Source organism: Enterobacter sp. GD03975, assembly GCF_029838645.1.
Classification (GTDB): Bacteria; Pseudomonadota; Gammaproteobacteria; order Enterobacterales; family Enterobacteriaceae; genus Enterobacter; species Enterobacter quasihormaechei.
The window spans coordinates 211038-227357 of the sequence record NZ_JAOBZC010000004.1 but is presented as its reverse complement, the minus strand read 5'-3'; the positions used below and the strand labels follow the sequence as shown (position 1 = coordinate 227357).

The following is a 16320-nucleotide window of genomic DNA, read 5'->3' as shown; positions in this document are numbered from 1 at the left end:
ATGCACGAGAATCAACAACCACAAACCGAGGCTTTTGAGCTGAGTGAAGCAGAGCGTGCCGCCATTGAGCACGAGATGCACCACTACGAAGACCCGCGTGCGGCGTCCATTGAAGCGCTGAAAATCGTACAGAAACAGCGTGGTTGGGTGCCGGATGGGGCGATCTACGAGATCGCAAAAGTGCTGGGCATTCCGGCAAGTGACGTAGAGGGCGTAGCCACGTTCTACAGCCAGATCTTCCGTCAGCCGGTAGGCCGCCATGTGATCCGCTACTGTGACAGCGTCGTCTGCCACATTACCGGCTATCAGGGCATTCAGGCTGCGATTGAGAAAAAGCTCAATATCAAGCCGGGCCAGACCACGTTCGATGGACGCTTTACTCTGCTGCCAACCTGCTGCCTGGGTAACTGCGACAAGGGGCCGACCATGATGATTGATGAGGACACTCACAGCCATCTGACGCCGGAAGCGATTCCTGACCTGCTGGAGCAGTACAAATGAAAACTGTAATTCGTACTGCTGAGACGCATCCGCTGACCTGGCGTCTGCGTGATGACAAACAGCCGGTATGGCTCGACGAATACCAGAGCAAAAACGGCTATGCCGGTGCGCGTAAAGCCCTTGGCGGCATGGCGCCGGACGATATCGTTAATGCAGTTAAAGATTCCGGCCTGAAAGGCCGCGGCGGTGCGGGCTTCTCCACTGGTCTGAAGTGGAGCCTGATGCCAAAAGATGAATCCATGAACATCCGTTACCTGCTGTGTAACGCCGATGAAATGGAGCCGGGCACCTATAAAGACCGTCTGCTGATGGAGCAGCTGCCGCACCTGCTGGTGGAAGGCATGCTGATCTCCGCGTTTGCGCTGAAAGCGTACCGTGGCTACATCTTCCTGCGCGGTGAGTACATCGAAGCGGCTGAAAACCTGCGTCGCGCCATTGCCGAAGCCACCGAAGCCGGCCTTCTGGGTAAAAACATCCTGGGCACCGGGTTTGACTTCGAACTGTTCGTGCACACCGGTGCCGGGCGTTATATCTGCGGTGAAGAAACCGCGCTGATTAACTCCCTGGAAGGTCGCCGTGCGAACCCGCGTTCCAAGCCACCGTTCCCGGCAAGCTCCGGCGTATGGGGTAAACCGACCTGCGTCAACAACGTCGAAACCCTGTGTAACGTCCCGGCTATCCTCGCGAACGGCGTGGAGTGGTATCAGGGCATCTCCTCAAGCAAAGATGCGGGTACCAAGCTGATGGGCTTCTCCGGGCGCGTGAAGAATCCTGGCGTCTGGGAACTGCCGTTTGGCACCACCGCACGCGAAATTCTTGAAGACTACGCAGGCGGCATGCGCGATGGCCTGAAATTCAAAGCCTGGCAGCCGGGTGGGGCGGGGACGGACTTCCTGACCGAAGCCCACCTTGATCTGCCAATGGAGTTCGAAAGCATTGGTAAAGCAGGTAGCCGTCTGGGTACGGCGCTGGCGATGGCCGTCGACCACGAGATCGGCATGGTATCGCTGGTGCGTAACCTTGAAGAGTTCTTCGCCCGTGAGTCCTGCGGCTGGTGTACACCGTGCCGTGACGGTCTGCCGTGGAGCGTGAAGATCCTGCGTGCTATCGAGCGTGGCGAAGGTCAGCCGGGCGATATCGAGACACTTGAGCAACTGTGTCGATTCCTGGGGCCAGGTAAAACCTTCTGCGCCCACGCACCGGGTGCCGTCGAGCCACTGCAAAGCGCGATTAAATATTTCCGCGACGAATTCGAAGCAGGCATCAAGCAGCCGTTCAGCAATACCCATTCGATCAATGGTATTCAGCCGAACCTGCTGAAAGCGCGCTGGTAACGACAAGAATTTTGATTAACGCTCGGTTTCGACTGAGCCAACTGGAAGCATGCTAATGGCTACGATTCATGTAGACGGCAAAGAATACGAAGTCAACGGGGCGGACAACCTGCTGGAAGCTTGTCTGTCTCTTGGCCTCGATATTCCGTACTTTTGCTGGCATCCGGCGCTGGGCAGCGTCGGTGCTTGCCGCCAGTGTGCGGTGAAGCAATATCAAAACGCGGAAGACACGCGTGGTCGCCTGGTGATGTCCTGTATGACGCCAGCCGCCGAAGGCACCTTTATTTCGATTGATGACGAAGAAGCCAAACAGTTCCGTGAAAGCGTGGTGGAGTGGCTGATGACCAACCACCCGCACGACTGTCCGGTTTGTGAAGAGGGCGGTAACTGCCACCTTCAGGATATGACCGTCATGACCGGTCACAGCTTCCGTCGCTATCGCTTTACCAAGCGTACCCACCGTAACCAGGATCTGGGGCCGTTCATCTCGCACGAAATGAACCGCTGCATCGCCTGCTACCGCTGCGTGCGTTACTACAAAGACTACGCAGACGGTCAGGATCTGGGCGTGTATGGCGCGCACGACAACGTCTACTTCGGTCGTCCGGAAGACGGTACGCTCGAGAGCGAATTCTCCGGTAACCTGGTAGAAATCTGTCCGACCGGCGTATTCACGGATAAAACCCACTCCGAGCGCTACAACCGTAAATGGGACATGCAGTTTGCGCCAAGCATCTGCCAGCAGTGTTCCCTCGGCTGTAACACCAGCCCGGGTGAGCGTTACGGCGAACTGCGTCGTATCGAAAACCGTTACAACGGTACCGTTAACCACTACTTCCTCTGCGACCGCGGTCGTTTCGGCTATGGCTACGTGAACCTGAAAGACCGTCCGCGTCAGCCGGTTCAGCGCCGTGGCGACGACGTCATCACCCTCAACGCCGAGCAGGCGATGCAGGGCGCGGCAGATATTCTGCGCCAGTCGAAGAAAGTGATCGGCATCGGCTCCCCGCGCGCCAGCATCGAAAGCAACTTTGCGCTGCGCGAGCTGGTGGGTGCGGAAAACTTCTATACCGGTATCGCTCAGGGCGAGCAGGAACGTCTCCAGCTGGTGCTGAAGGTACTGCGTGAAGGCGGCGTTCATACGCCAGCGCTGCGCGAAATCGAATCCTATGATGCGGTTCTGGTGCTGGGTGAAGACCTGACGCAGACCGGCGCCCGCGCGGCTCTGGCGGTTCGTCAGGCGGTGAAGGGTAAAGCACGTGAAATGGCAGCAGCGCAGAAAGTGGCTGACTGGCAGATTGCGGCGATCCTCAACATCGGCCAGCGCGCGAAACATCCTCTGTTTGTGACTAACGTTGACAACACCCGTCTGGACGATATCGCCGCGTGGACCTACTGCGCGCCGGTTGAAGACCAGGCGCGCCTGGGCTTTGCCATTGCCCACGCGCTGGACAGCAACTCTCCGGCCGTTGAACTGGATCGCGACCTGCAAAACAAGGTCGACGTGATTGTTCAGGCCCTCGCAGGTGCGAAAAAACCGCTGATCATCTCCGGTACCAACGCCGGTAGCGCTGAAATCATTCAGGCCGCCGCGAACGTTGCCAAAGCCCTGAAAGGCCGCGGCGCTGACGTCGGTGTGACCATGATTGCCCGTGCGGTAAACAGCATCGGTCTGGGCATGATTGGCGGCGGCTCGCTGGAAGAAGCGTTAAGCGAACTGGAATCCGGTGCCGCTGACGCCGTTGTGGTGCTGGAAAATGACCTGCATCGCCACGCGTCTGCCGCACGCGTTGACGCAGCGCTCTCCAAAGCGCCGCTGGTCATGGTGATTGACCATCAGCGCACCGCGATCATGGACAAAGCGCACCTGGTACTCTCTGCGGCAAGTTTTGCAGAAAGTGACGGTACGGTTATCAATAACGAAGGCCGCGCACAGCGTTTCTTCCAGGTTTATGACCCGGCGTACTACGACAGCAACACTGTGATGCTGGAAAGCTGGCGCTGGCTGCACTCCCTGCACAGCACCGTGCAGAGCCGTGAAGTGGACTGGACGCAGCTCGACCACGTTATCGACGCGGTTGTTGAGAAACTGCCTCAGCTGGCGGGTATTAAAGACGCCGCGCCTGACGCAAGCTTCCGCATTCGCGGTCAGAAACTGGCGCGTGAACCGCACCGCTACAGCGGTCGTACCGCGATGCGCGCCAACATCAGCGTGCACGAACCGCGCCAGCCGCAGGATAAAGACACCATGTTTGCCTTCTCGATGGAAGGGAACAACCAGCCGTCTGCGCCGCGTTCGCAAATCCCGTTTGCATGGGCACCGGGCTGGAACTCCCCGCAGGCATGGAACAAGTTCCAGGCTGAAGTGGGCGGTCACCTGCGCCACGGCGATCCGGGCGTACGTCTGATTGAAGCCTCCGAAACCGGTCTGGACTTCTTCACTACCGTTCCGGCGAGCTTCCAGGCTCAGGAAGGTCAGTGGCGTATTGCGCCGTACTACCACCTGTTCGGTAGCGATGAAATGTCCCAGCGTTCTCCGGTATTCCAGCAGCGTATGCCGCAGCCGTACATCAAGCTCAACCCGGCGGATGCCGCGAAGCTTGGCGTGAACGCGGGTGCGAACATTGCCTTTAGCTACGACGGCCAGACCATCAGCCTGCCGCTGATTATTTCTGAACGTCTGTCAGCAGGGCAGGTGGGTCTGCCGATGGGGATGCCTGGCATCGCGCCGGTTCTGGCGGGTGCGCATCTTGATAACCTTCAGGAGGCAAAAGCATGAGTTGGTTAACACCGGATCTTATCGATATCCTGCTGAGCATTCTGAAAGCGGTTGTGATTCTGCTGGTGGTCGTCACCTGCGGCGCGTTCATGAGCTTTGGTGAACGTCGTCTTCTCGGTCTGTTCCAGAACCGTTACGGACCGAACCGCGTGGGCTGGGGTGGTTCACTCCAGCTGGTGGCGGACATGATCAAGATGTTCTTCAAAGAGGACTGGGTTCCGCGCTTCTCGGACCGCGTGATCTTTACGCTGGCACCGATGATCGCCTTCACCTCGCTGCTGCTGGCGTTTGCTATTGTTCCCGTCAGCCCGACCTGGGTTGTCGCTGACCTGAACATCGGCATTCTGTTCTTCCTGATGATGGCAGGCCTCGCGGTTTACGCGGTGCTGTTTGCAGGCTGGTCCAGTAACAACAAATACTCGCTGCTGGGCGCGATGCGTGCTTCCGCGCAGACGCTGAGCTACGAAGTGTTCCTGGGGCTCTCCCTGATGGGCGTTGTGGCGCAGGCCGGTTCATTCAACATGACCGACATCGTCAACAACCAGGCCGACATCTGGAACGTTATCCCGCAGTTCTTTGGTTTTGTGACCTTTGCTATCGCGGGCGTGGCGGTGTGTCACCGTCACCCGTTTGACCAGCCAGAAGCCGAACAGGAACTGGCCGACGGTTACCACATTGAATATTCCGGCATGAAGTTCGGTCTGTTCTTCGTGGGCGAGTACATCGGTATCGTCACCATTTCCGCGTTGATGGTAACGCTGTTCTTTGGTGGCTGGCATGGCCCGTTCTTACCGCCGTTCATCTGGTTCGCGCTGAAAACCGCGTTCTTCATGATGATGTTCATTTTGATTCGTGCGTCCTTACCGCGTCCGCGTTATGACCAGGTAATGTCCTTCGGCTGGAAAGTGTGCCTGCCGCTGACGCTCGTCAACTTGTTGGTAACGGCGGCTGTCATTCTCTGGCAGCAGCCATAAGGGGCTTTGAGATCATGACCTTAAAAGAATTATTGGTAGGTTTCGGCACCCAGGTACGCAGTATCTGGATGATCGGCCTGCACGCGTTTGCTAAACGCGAAACCCGGATGTACCCGGAAGAGCCGGTATATCTGCCGCCGCGCTACCGTGGCCGTATCGTGCTGACGCGCGACCCGGACGGTGCCGAGCGCTGCGTTGCCTGTAACCTGTGTGCGGTAGCGTGTCCGGTGGGCTGTATCTCTCTGCAAAAAGCGGAGACGGTAGATGGCCGCTGGTATCCGGAATTCTTCCGCATCAACTTCTCACGCTGCATTTTCTGCGGTCTGTGTGAAGAAGCGTGCCCAACCACGGCGATTCAGCTGACTCCGGACTTCGAGCTGGGTGAGTACAAGCGTCAGGATCTGGTGTACGAGAAAGAGGATCTGCTGATTTCCGGTCCGGGCAAATACCCGGAATATAACTTCTACCGGATGGCGGGTATGGCAATCGACGGCAAAGATAAAGGCGAAGCAGAGAACGAAGCTAAGCCTATCGACGTCAAGAGCCTGTTACCGTAAGGAGAGGGCAATGGAATTCGCTTTTTATATCTGTGGCCTTATCGCCATCCTGGCTACGCTGCGAGTGATCACGCACACCAATCCGGTGCATGCGCTGCTGTATTTGATCATTTCGCTGCTGGCTATTTCCGGGGTGTTCTTTGCGCTGGGCGCGCACTTCGCCGGTGCGCTGGAAATCATCGTCTACGCCGGGGCCATCATGGTGCTGTTCGTGTTCGTAGTGATGATGCTGAACCTGGGCGGCTCTGAAATTGAGCAGGAACGTCAGTGGTTGAAACCGCAGGTGTGGATCGGCCCGGCAATTTTGTCGGCCATTATGCTGGCGGTCATTGTTTACGCCATTCTGGGCGTCAACGACCAGGGTATCGACGGAACGCCAATCAGCGCGAAAGCCGTGGGTATCACCCTGTTTGGTCCGTACGTTCTGGCGGTTGAGCTGGCCTCAATGCTGCTGCTGGCGGGTCTGGTTGTGGCCTTCCACGTTGGCCGCGAAGAGCGTGCTGGCGAGGTGCTGAGCAACCGCACTGACGACCGCGCGAAAAGAAAAACGGAGGAACGCGCATGATCCCCTTAACACATGGACTGATCCTCGCTGCGATTTTATTCGTTCTGGGCTTAACCGGTCTGGTTATCCGCCGCAATCTGCTGTTTATGCTGATCGGTCTGGAAATCATGATTAACGCTTCCGCGCTGGCCTTCGTGGTCGCCGGCAGCTACTGGGGCCAGACCGATGGTCAGGTGATGTACATTCTCGCCATCAGCCTCGCGGCTGCTGAAGCGAGTATTGGCCTGGCGCTGTTGCTACAGCTCCATCGTCGCCGCCAGAACCTGAACATCGATTCAGTAAGTGAGTTGCGTGGATGAACATGCTTGCCTTAACCATTATTTTTCCGCTGATTGGCTTCGTGCTGCTGGCATTTTCTCGCGGCCGCTGGTCTGAGAATCTGTCCGCGACCGTGGGCATTGGCGCTATCGGCCTGTCGGCGCTGGTCACAGCGTATGCGGGTATCGACTTCTTTAACAACGGGCGTCAGGCCTACAGCGTACCGCTGTGGAACTGGATGTCGGTCGGTAACTTCAACATCGGTTTTAACCTGGTGCTGGATGGTCTGTCTCTGACCATGCTCTCCGTGGTCACCGGCGTGGGCTTCCTGATCCACATGTTCGCCTCCTGGTATATGCGCGGTGAAGAGGGATACTCCCGCTTCTTCGCCTACACCAACCTGTTTATCGCCAGCATGGTCGTTCTGGTGCTGGCCGATAACCTGCTGCTGATGTATCTGGGCTGGGAAGGCGTGGGCCTGTGCTCTTACCTGCTGATCGGTTTCTACTACACCGATCCGAAGAATGGCGCAGCGGCCATGAAAGCGTTCGTCGTGACCCGCGTGGGTGACGTGTTCCTCGCTTTCGCGCTGTTCATTCTCTACAACGAACTGGGCACGCTGAACTTCCGCGAAATGGTGGAACTGGCGCCGGCGCACTTCGAAGCAGGCAACAACATGCTGTGGTGGGCAACGCTGATGCTGCTGGGCGGCGCCGTGGGTAAATCCGCGCAGCTGCCGTTGCAGACATGGCTGGCCGACGCGATGGCGGGTCCAACCCCTGTCTCCGCGCTGATCCACGCCGCGACCATGGTTACCGCCGGTGTCTACCTGATTGCGCGTACCCATGGCCTGTTCCTGATGACCCCGGAAATTCTGCATCTGGTGGGTATCGTCGGTGCGGTTACGCTGGTGCTGGCAGGCTTTGCCGCGCTGGTGCAGACCGACATCAAGCGCGTTCTCGCGTACTCCACCATGAGCCAGATTGGTTACATGTTCCTGGCGCTGGGCGTTCAGGCGTGGGACGCAGCCATCTTCCACCTGATGACGCACGCGTTCTTCAAAGCGCTGCTGTTCCTCTCATCCGGTTCGGTGATCCTGGCCTGCCACCACGAGCAGAACATCTTCAAAATGGGCGGACTGCGTAAGTCCATCCCGCTGGTCTATGTCTGCTTCCTGGTGGGCGGCGCGGCGCTGGCGGCACTGCCGCTGATTACCGCGGGCTTCTTCAGTAAGGACGAAATCCTTGCGGGCGCCATGGCGAATGGTCATATCAATCTGATGGTTGCGGGTCTGGTCGGTGCGTTCATGACCTCCCTGTATACCTTCCGTATGATTTTCATCGTATTCCACGGTAAAGAACAAATTCACGCTCACGCAGGGAAGGGGATCACCCACCACCTGCCGCTGATTGTGCTGCTGGTCCTCTCCACCTTCGTTGGCGCGATGATTGTGCCACCGTTGCAGGGCGTACTGCCGGCGACAACCGAGCTTGAGCACGGTCGCGTTCTGACGCTTGAAATCACCTCTGGCGTGGTCGCAATTGCGGGCATCCTGATTGCCGCCTGGCTGTGGCTGGGCAAACGCACGCTGGTGACGGCCGTTGCCAACAGCGCGCCGGGCCGTCTGCTGAGCACCTGGTGGTACAACGCGTGGGGCTTCGACTGGCTGTACGACATGATCTTCGTGAAGCCGTTCCTGGGCATTGCGTGGCTGCTGAAGCGCGATCCCCTGAACAGCCTGATGAATATCCCGGCGATCCTCTCTCGCTTTGCAGGTAAAGGCCTGCTGTTCAGCGAGAACGGTTATCTGCGTTGGTATGTGGCGTCCATGAGCATCGGTGCGGTTGTTGTACTGGCGCTGCTGATGGTGTTGCGTTGATCGTTAAGTGAATTTTATTCGAATTCGTTGAAAATCAGGCCCCTGTTGGGGGCCTTAAAAAGGAATATAAATCGCCATGTTACTACCCTGGCTAATATTAATTCCCTTCATCGGCGGCTTCCTGTGCTGGCAGACTGAACGCTTTGGCGTGAAGATGCCGCGCTGGATCGCGCTGATCACCATGGGATTGACGCTCGCGCTTGGCCTGCAACTGTGGTTGCAGGGTGGCTACTCACTGACTCAGTCTGCGGGCCTTCCGCAGTGGCAGTCTGAGTTCATTCTGCCGTGGATCCCCCGTTTCGGTATCACGATCCACCTTGCGATTGACGGTTTGTCGCTGCTGATGGTGGTACTGACCGGTCTGCTCGGCGTTCTGGCGGTACTGTGTTCCTGGCGAGAAATCGAAAAATACCAGGGCTTCTTCCACCTGAACCTGATGTGGATCCTGGGCGGCGTAATCGGCGTGTTCCTGGCCATCGACATGTTCCTGTTCTTCTTCTTCTGGGAGATGATGCTGGTGCCGATGTACTTCCTGATCGCGCTGTGGGGCCACAAGGCCTCCGACGGTAAAACGCGTATCACGGCGGCCACCAAGTTCTTCATCTATACCCAGGCGAGCGGTCTGGTGATGCTGATTGCCATCCTGGCGCTGGTGTTTGTGCATTACAACGCCACCGGCGTCTGGACCTTCAACTATGAAGATCTGCTGAAGACCCCGATGTCCCACGGCGTGGAATACCTGCTGATGCTGGGCTTCTTCATCGCCTTCGCGGTGAAAATGCCGGTAGTACCGCTGCACGGCTGGCTGCCGGACGCGCACTCACAGGCGCCAACGGCGGGTTCCGTTGACCTGGCGGGTATCTTGCTGAAAACCGCGGCCTACGGTCTGCTGCGCTTCTCCCTGCCGCTGTTCCCGAACGCCTCCGCAGAGTTCGCGCCGATTGCCATGTGGCTGGGCGTTATCGGTATCTTCTACGGCGCGTGGATGGCCTTCACGCAGTACGACATCAAACGTCTGATTGCGTACACCTCCGTTTCCCACATGGGCTTCGTGCTGATTGCCATCTACACCGGCAGCCAGCTGGCGTACCAGGGTGCGGTGATCCAGATGATTGCGCACGGCCTGTCCGCAGCCGGTCTCTTCATCCTGTGCGGTCAGCTCTACGAGCGTCTGCACACCCGCGACATGCGCATGATGGGCGGCCTGTGGGGCAAAATGAAATGGCTGCCTGCGCTCTCCATGTTCTTCGCGGTGGCAACGCTGGGTATGCCGGGTACCGGTAACTTCGTCGGCGAGTTTATGATCCTGTTCGGCAGCTTCAAGGTGGTTCCGATGATTACCGTCATCTCTACCTTCGGTCTGGTGTTCGCGTCCGTGTACTCGCTGGCGATGCTGCACCGCGCATACTTCGGTAAAGCGAAGAGCGAAATTGCTGCACAAGAACTGCCGGGGATGTCGCTGCGCGAGCTGTTCATCATCCTGCTGCTGGTCGTACTGCTGGTGCTGCTGGGCTTCTATCCGCAGCCGATTCTGGATACCTCGCACAGCGCGATGGGTAACATCCAGCAGTGGTTTGTTAATTCTGCTTCTACTACAAGGCCGTAATTCGCCATGACAATAACTCCACAACAACTGATCGCGCTGCTACCGCTGCTGATCGTCGGATTGACGGTGGTGGTTGTGATGCTCTCCATTGCGTGGCGACGCAATCACTTCCTGAATGCGACCCTGTCCGTTCTGGGTCTGAACGCTGCGTTAGTCTCCCTCTGGTTTGTTGGCCAGGCGGGCGCGATGGACGTCACGCCGCTGATGCGCGTTGACGGCTACGCCATGCTCTACACCGGTCTGGTGCTGCTGGCGAGCCTGGCAACCTGTACCTTTGCCTACCCGTGGCTGGAAGGTTACAACGACAACAAAGAAGAGTTTTACCTGCTGGTACTGATTGCCGCGCTGGGCGGCATTCTGCTGGCGAACGCGAACCACATGGCCGCGCTGTTCCTCGGTATTGAGCTGATCTCACTGCCGCTGTTCGGCCTGATTGGTTACGCCTTCCGCCAGAAACGCTCGCTGGAAGCGGCAATCAAGTACACCATTCTGTCTGCTGCCGCGTCGTCGTTCCTGCTGTTCGGTATTGCGCTGCTGTACGCGCAGACGGGTAACCTCTCGTTCATGGCGCTCGGCAAGAGCCTGGGCGACGGCATGATGCACGAGCCGCTTCTGCTGGCGGGTCTGGGCATGATGATTGTTGGCCTTGGCTTCAAGCTTTCTCTGGTGCCGTTCCACCTGTGGACGCCAGACGTATACCAGGGTGCGCCTGCACCGGTCTCTACCTTCCTGGCGACGGCGAGTAAAATCGCTATCTTCGGCGTGGTTATGCGTCTGTTCCTGTACGCGCCGGTGGGTGACAGCGAAGCGGTTCGCGTGGTGCTGGGCATTATCGCGTTCGTGTCCATCATCTTCGGTAACCTGATGGCGCTGAGCCAGACCAACATCAAGCGTCTGCTGGGCTACTCCTCTATCTCCCATCTGGGCTACCTGCTGGTGGCGCTGATTGCGCTGCAAAGCGGTGAGATGTCGATGGAAACCGTGGGTGTGTATCTGGCCGGTTACCTGTTCAGCAGCCTCGGCGCCTTCGGCGTGGTGAGCCTGATGTCCAGCCCGTACCGTGGCCCGGATGCAGATTCCCTGTTCTCCTACCGTGGCCTGTTCTGGCACCGTCCGATTCTGTCGGCGGTAATGACCGTGATGATGCTCTCGCTGGCGGGTATCCCGATGACGCTGGGCTTTATCGGTAAGTTCTACGTGCTGGCCGTCGGTGTGCAGGCGGGTCTGTGGTGGCTGACTGCCGGTGTCGTTATCGGCTCCGCGATTGGTCTCTATTACTACCTGCGCGTAGCGGTGAGCCTGTACCTGAGCGCGCCTCAGCAGCTTAACCGCGATGCACCATCCAACTGGCAGTACAGCGCTGGCGGGATTGTGGTGCTCATCTCCGCGCTGCTGGTGCTGATCTTCGGTATCTATCCGCAGCCGCTGATTGAGATTGTTCAGCGCGCGATGCCGCTGATGTAAAAATAAAAAACCCGCCTCGGCGGGTTTTTTATTGCCCATCGGCGCTACGCTTGCAGGGCCTGCGGGTTTTGTAGGTCGGGTAAGCGTAGCGCTACCCGACTAAGCCAGCTGCTTCCGGCTAATTAACGGCCCGTCAATTTTCTTCATCGACCGCTCCAGCACTTCCTCAATCACCGACGACAGCTCGTTCAGCTCAAACTTCGCCACATAGCCGTCCGCCTTCACTTTGCGAATATGATCTTCGTTGGCGTTGCCGGAAAGGGACGAGTGGATCACCACCGGAATATCTTTCAGTACCGGGTCGGTTTTGATTTTGCGCGTCAGCGTAAAGCCATCCATCTCCGGCATTTCGAGGTCGGTTAATACCAGAGCGATCTTGTCGGTGACGGGGACACCCTCAGCCTGCGCCTGCGCGGCCAGCTGGGTGATTTTTTCCCATGCGTCTTTGCCGGTGATATGCAGCTGAGCCGGGATCTCCATCGCCTGCAAACCCTTCTCCAGCATCGAACGCGCCACCTTCGAGTCTTCTGCAACAATCGCGACGGAGTCTGGCTTGATATTGAATTTGGTGGTTTCCAGATGGGTGGCGTGCAGATCGTGATTCGCCGGGGTGATGTCATACAGGATCTGTTCCACGTCCAGCACCATCGCCAGATCGTTGGTGTCGGTCTTGTCATCCAGGCAGGCAATGCTGGTGATATAGCGACCGCTGACGGCGGTTTCGGCGGCGTGCACCTGCTTCCAGTCAAGACGCATGATGTTCTCCACCGATTCCACGGCGAAGGCCTGCACGCTGCGGGCATATTCGGTGATCAGCAGAATGTTCAGCCCGGTGGTTGGCTTGCAGCCAGCGACGGCGGCCAGATCGATCACCGGGATCACCTGGTCGCGAATGTTTACCATCCCCATCAGCGGCGACTTCATGCCCGCGGGTTTGGTGAAGGTCGGCATCGGCACAATTTCGCGCAATTTGAACACGTTGATACCGAACAGCTCGGATTTATTTTCGTTCAGAGAGGTGCCAAGACGGAACAGCAACAGTTCAAAACGGTTGGACAGGGTGAGATTCGCTCTGTCATCAATATCTTTCTGGAAATTATCCATTCTACCCTCAAGAGAAATGCTGGCCTTTTAATCGTTATCGGCATCCTGAGGGAAAAATAAAGGACTAAACGCTGACCTGAGCGAAATCTTCCGCCAGCTCGCAGGCGGGAAACACCTCCCGACACTCTGCCAGCAGGCTTTCACAGCCGCGGACGTCATAGCGTGAACTGACGTGCGTGACAATCAGTTTCCCAACGCCAGCCTCACGCGCCAGCCGCGCCGCCTGACGCGTTGAGCTGTGCCCCCGGCTGTTGGCTTTCTCTTCCATCGCCGCTTCCAGCGTCGCCTCGTGCACCATCACGTCCACGCCCCCGGCAAGCCGAAGTGCCGAAGGGCAGGGGGCGGTATCACCAAAAATAGCCAGTTTTTTGCCCGGCTGCGGCGGCGCGAGGTAATCCTGACCGTTAATGACGCGCCCGTCGTCCAGCGTGACGGTTTCACCAAGCTTAAGGCGCTGGAACAGCGGGCCGGGCATAACGCCATCGGCCCGCAACGCGGCGGCGTTCAGCGCGCCGGGCTTATCGTGCTCCTCAATGCGATAGCCGTAGCATTCCACCGGATGGTTAAGCGGGTAAGCGTGCACCCGATAATCACCGTCGTCGAACACCTGGCCTTCGGCTATCTCAATCACCTCCAGCGGATAGTCGGTCCACGAGCCGCTCAGGCGCAGCGTGGTTTCAACAAATTCCTGAATGCCCGCTGGGCCATAAATTGTCAGCGGGTTGGCGTTACCCGCCATTGAACGGCTGCACAGCAGGCCCGGCAGGCCGAAAAGATGATCGCCGTGCAGATGCGTAATAAATATTTTATCCACTTTACCTGGGTGATATGAGGTGTGCAGCAGCTGGTGCTGCGTGCCCTCACCGCAGTCAAACAGCCACAGCCCACCCCGGGTAGGATGCTTAAGATCCAGCAGAATTGCCGTCACGTTTCGTGAGCGGGTTGGCACGCCGGCGGACGTACCCAGAAAAATCAGTTCCATAACGCAATCAGCCCTTTGCCCAATGGGAAGAGGTTTAGTATAACGTGATGAACCCCAGGAAGGAGAAACACATGATCCAGTGGCAAGATCTACACCACAGCGAACTGACCGTGCAGTCACTCTACGCCCTGCTCAAGCTGCGCTGCGAAGTCTTCGTGGTTGAACAAACCTGCCCGTATCAGGATATCGACGGCGATGACTTAATCGGCGAGAACCGGCACATCCTCGGCTGGCGGAATAACGAGCTGGTGGCGTATGCGAGGATTCTGAAAAGCGACGACGATTTTGACCCTGTCGTCATTGGTCGCGTCATCGTCAGCGGCAGCGCGCGCGGTGAAAAGCTGGGCTATCAGCTGATGGAAAAGACGCTGGAAGCATGCCAAAAACAGTGGCCAGACAAGGCGTTATACCTGGGCGCACAGGCGCATTTGCAATCTTTCTATGCCCATTTTGGCTTTAGCGCGGTCACCGGGGTTTATGACGAAGATGGCATCCCCCATGTTGGCATGGCGCGCGAAGCGAAACAGGCGCAATAGCGAGACGTTGTCTATAGTTATCGGACTGGTGTACTAACATGGAGAAAAATATGTCATTTCAATCCTGGGAAACCCGAGCAGACGACGACCTGACGCTGCTAAGCGAAACGCTGGAAGAAGTGCTGCGCTCGTCAGGCGATCCTGCCGATCAGAAGTACATTGAGCTTAAAGCCCGCGCCGAGCAGGCGCTGCATGACGTTAAAAACCGCGTCAGTAACGCGTCCGACAACTACTACTACCGCGCCAAACAGGCGGTGTATCGTGCCGACGATTATGTGCATGAAAAACCGTGGCAGGGTATTGGCGTCGGTGCAGCCGTAGGGCTGGTGCTGGGTCTACTGTTAGCCCGCCGTTAAGCCGATAAACCCCTCCCTACACGTGGGTACTGCTATTTATTGTCAGTACCCCGTATAATATAAGGTTTTAACAGGGAGAGGTTCGCGTGCACTCGATTTTCCTCGCGCTGCAAAGCCTGCGCACCCAGCTTGCGCAAGCGTTGCCTGATACACCCGGTTTCCGTCATTTCGACGTCTCTTTCCCGTTAAACGATGCCTTCGATCCCCTGGCCTGGCTGGGCGTGCAGCGGTGCTATCCCCAGTTTTACTGGCAACAGCGCAGCGGTGATGAAGAACTTGCCGCGCTGGGAAGCCTCGCCCATTTTGATTCTCTGGCCTCGGCTTCCCGGTTCCTGCACACCCATGCCGTGGCAAATGACACCCGTATCTGCGGCCTGAACGCCTTCAATCCGGCGCAGGGCACGCTGTTTTTACCGCGTCTTCTCTGGCGACGGTCTGCCGGGGTCGCCACGCTGCGCGTGCAACTGTGGAACGAAACCTCGCTGCGCGAAGATGCCCGTGTGGCATTGAGTTTTGTCGATAACCTGCGCGACGCCGCGCCGATCCGCCCGTTGTCCGTTCAGATTGAGCAGGAAACCCATCATCCAGAAAAACCGGAATGGCTGGCGCTGATCCGTCAGGCAACGGATACCATTGCTCGCGGCGACGTCGAGAAAGTGGTGCTCGCACGCGCCACCGATGTGCAGTGCCGGCAACCCGTAGACGCCATTGCGTTGATGGCCGCCAGCCGCGCGCTGAACCTCAACTGCTACCATTTTTGCATGGTCTTCGATGCCGACAACGCGTTTCTTGGCTCGACCCCCGAGCGCCTGTGGCGGCGACGCGGCACGCTGCTGCGCACCGAAGCGCTGGCAGGCACCGTTGCCAGCCATTCAGACGATAAGCAGGCCCAGCATCTGGGGGACTGGCTGATGAACGACGACAAAAATCAGCGGGAAAATATGCTGGTGGTGGAAGATATCTGCCAGCGTCTTCAGCACCAGACCCGGACGCTGGAGATCCTGCCTGCGCAGGTGCTGCGTCTGCGCAAGGTGCAGCATTTACGCCGCTGTATCTGGACCGAACTCAAACATGCTGACGACGAGCAGTGTTTGCATATTCTGCAACCAACGGCGGCGGTGGCCGGGCTGCCGCGTCAGGCGGCGCGAGAATTTATTGAGAAGGTGGAGCCGTTTGACCGGGAGTGGTACGCGGGATCGGCAGGCTATTTGTCGGTTGATCAAAGTGAATTCTGCGTGGCATTACGCTCCGCACGCGTTCACGACGCCGCGCTGCGTCTTTATGCGGGGGCGGGCATCGTCAGCGGCTCCGATCCGGAACAGGAGTGGCAGGAGATCGAAAACAAAGCCGCCGGGCTGCGTTCCCTTCTCCTGAAGGATTAATACTGATTCGTGCAATCCCGATTCATATCAAAATTCTGACTTT

General features: G+C 57.9%; 15 protein-coding genes. 13 read left to right on the top strand and 2 right to left on the bottom strand.

Annotation, left to right across the window (positions count from 1 at the left end; genetic code table 11):
- The 10 genes from nuoE to nuoN all read left to right on the top strand — a co-directional run bounded on the left by nuoE (position 1) and on the right by nuoN (position 11917).
- On the top strand, positions 1 to 501 hold the full coding sequence (gene nuoE / locus N5C09_RS09710; RefSeq protein WP_006176513.1) for an NADH-quinone oxidoreductase subunit NuoE: 501 nt from the start codon (positions 1 to 3) through the stop codon (positions 499 to 501).
- A complete protein-coding gene (gene nuoF / locus N5C09_RS09705) occupies positions 498 to 1835 on the top strand; it encodes an NADH-quinone oxidoreductase subunit NuoF (RefSeq protein ID WP_006811381.1) in 1338 nt (445 codons plus the stop codon). Before nuoE ends, nuoF begins: the two co-directional genes overlap by 4 nt.
- A gap of 55 nt (positions 1836 to 1890) precedes the next feature.
- A complete protein-coding gene (gene nuoG, locus N5C09_RS09700; RefSeq protein WP_063450388.1) occupies positions 1891 to 4614 on the top strand; it encodes an NADH-quinone oxidoreductase subunit NuoG in 2724 nt (907 codons plus the stop codon).
- Complete coding sequence (nuoH, locus tag N5C09_RS09695; RefSeq protein WP_022648828.1) at positions 4611 to 5588, top strand: NADH-quinone oxidoreductase subunit NuoH; 978 nt, start codon at positions 4611 to 4613, stop codon at positions 5586 to 5588. The genes nuoG and nuoH overlap by 4 nt, the downstream gene beginning before the upstream one ends.
- A 14-nt stretch (positions 5589 to 5602) precedes the next feature.
- Positions 5603 to 6145 (top strand): NADH-quinone oxidoreductase subunit NuoI, encoded by a 543-nt coding sequence (nuoI, locus tag N5C09_RS09690; RefSeq protein ID WP_002913152.1) that lies wholly within the window; start codon positions 5603 to 5605, stop codon positions 6143 to 6145.
- A gap of 10 nt (positions 6146 to 6155) precedes the next feature.
- Complete coding sequence (gene nuoJ / locus N5C09_RS09685) at positions 6156 to 6710, top strand: NADH-quinone oxidoreductase subunit J (protein ID WP_006811379.1); 555 nt, start codon at positions 6156 to 6158, stop codon at positions 6708 to 6710.
- Entirely contained in the window at positions 6707 to 7009 is a 303-nt protein-coding gene (nuoK, locus tag N5C09_RS09680) for an NADH-quinone oxidoreductase subunit NuoK (protein ID WP_003861496.1), read from the top strand. Before nuoJ ends, nuoK begins: the two co-directional genes overlap by 4 nt.
- The gene (gene nuoL, locus N5C09_RS09675; protein ID WP_279748953.1) at positions 7006 to 8847 is read left to right on the top strand and encodes an NADH-quinone oxidoreductase subunit L; all 1842 of its coding nucleotides are present in this window, start codon (positions 7006 to 7008) and stop codon (positions 8845 to 8847) included. The genes nuoK and nuoL overlap by 4 nt, the downstream gene beginning before the upstream one ends.
- Positions 8848 to 8923: 76 nt before the next feature.
- Positions 8924 to 10453, top strand: a complete 1530-nt coding sequence (nuoM, locus tag N5C09_RS09670; protein WP_063450385.1) for an NADH-quinone oxidoreductase subunit M — start codon at positions 8924 to 8926, stop codon at positions 10451 to 10453.
- A 6-nt stretch (positions 10454 to 10459) separates the two neighbouring features.
- On the top strand, positions 10460 to 11917 hold the full coding sequence (gene nuoN / locus N5C09_RS09665; protein ID WP_063450384.1) for an NADH-quinone oxidoreductase subunit NuoN: 1458 nt from the start codon (positions 10460 to 10462) through the stop codon (positions 11915 to 11917).
- Positions 11918 to 12016: 99 nt separating this feature from the next.
- Here nuoN and N5C09_RS09660 read toward each other — a convergent pair whose 3' ends face one another.
- Positions 12017 to 13021 carry a chemotaxis protein gene (locus tag N5C09_RS09660; RefSeq protein ID WP_279748952.1) on the bottom strand — a complete coding sequence of 335 codons (1005 nt, stop codon included), beginning with the start codon at positions 13019 to 13021 and terminating at the stop codon, positions 12017 to 12019.
- A 64-nt stretch (positions 13022 to 13085) separates the two neighbouring features.
- A complete protein-coding gene (gene rbn / locus N5C09_RS09655) occupies positions 13086 to 14003 on the bottom strand; it encodes a ribonuclease BN (protein WP_131636545.1) in 918 nt (305 codons plus the stop codon).
- A gap of 71 nt (positions 14004 to 14074) precedes the next feature.
- On the opposite strand from rbn, the gene N5C09_RS09650 reads away from it, so the two are divergent.
- The 3 genes from N5C09_RS09650 to menF all read left to right on the top strand — a co-directional run bounded on the left by N5C09_RS09650 (position 14075) and on the right by menF (position 16277).
- Complete coding sequence (locus N5C09_RS09650) at positions 14075 to 14539, top strand: GNAT family N-acetyltransferase (RefSeq protein WP_131636546.1); 465 nt, start codon at positions 14075 to 14077, stop codon at positions 14537 to 14539.
- A 50-nt stretch (positions 14540 to 14589) separates the two neighbouring features.
- Positions 14590 to 14895, top strand: coding sequence for a stress response protein ElaB (elaB, locus tag N5C09_RS09645; RefSeq protein ID WP_063450380.1), 306 nt, complete (start codon positions 14590 to 14592; stop codon positions 14893 to 14895).
- A gap of 86 nt (positions 14896 to 14981) precedes the next feature.
- Positions 14982 to 16277 (top strand): isochorismate synthase MenF, encoded by a 1296-nt coding sequence (gene menF, locus N5C09_RS09640; protein ID WP_279748951.1) that lies wholly within the window; start codon positions 14982 to 14984, stop codon positions 16275 to 16277.
- The last annotated feature ends 43 nt before the right edge of the window (positions 16278 to 16320 follow it).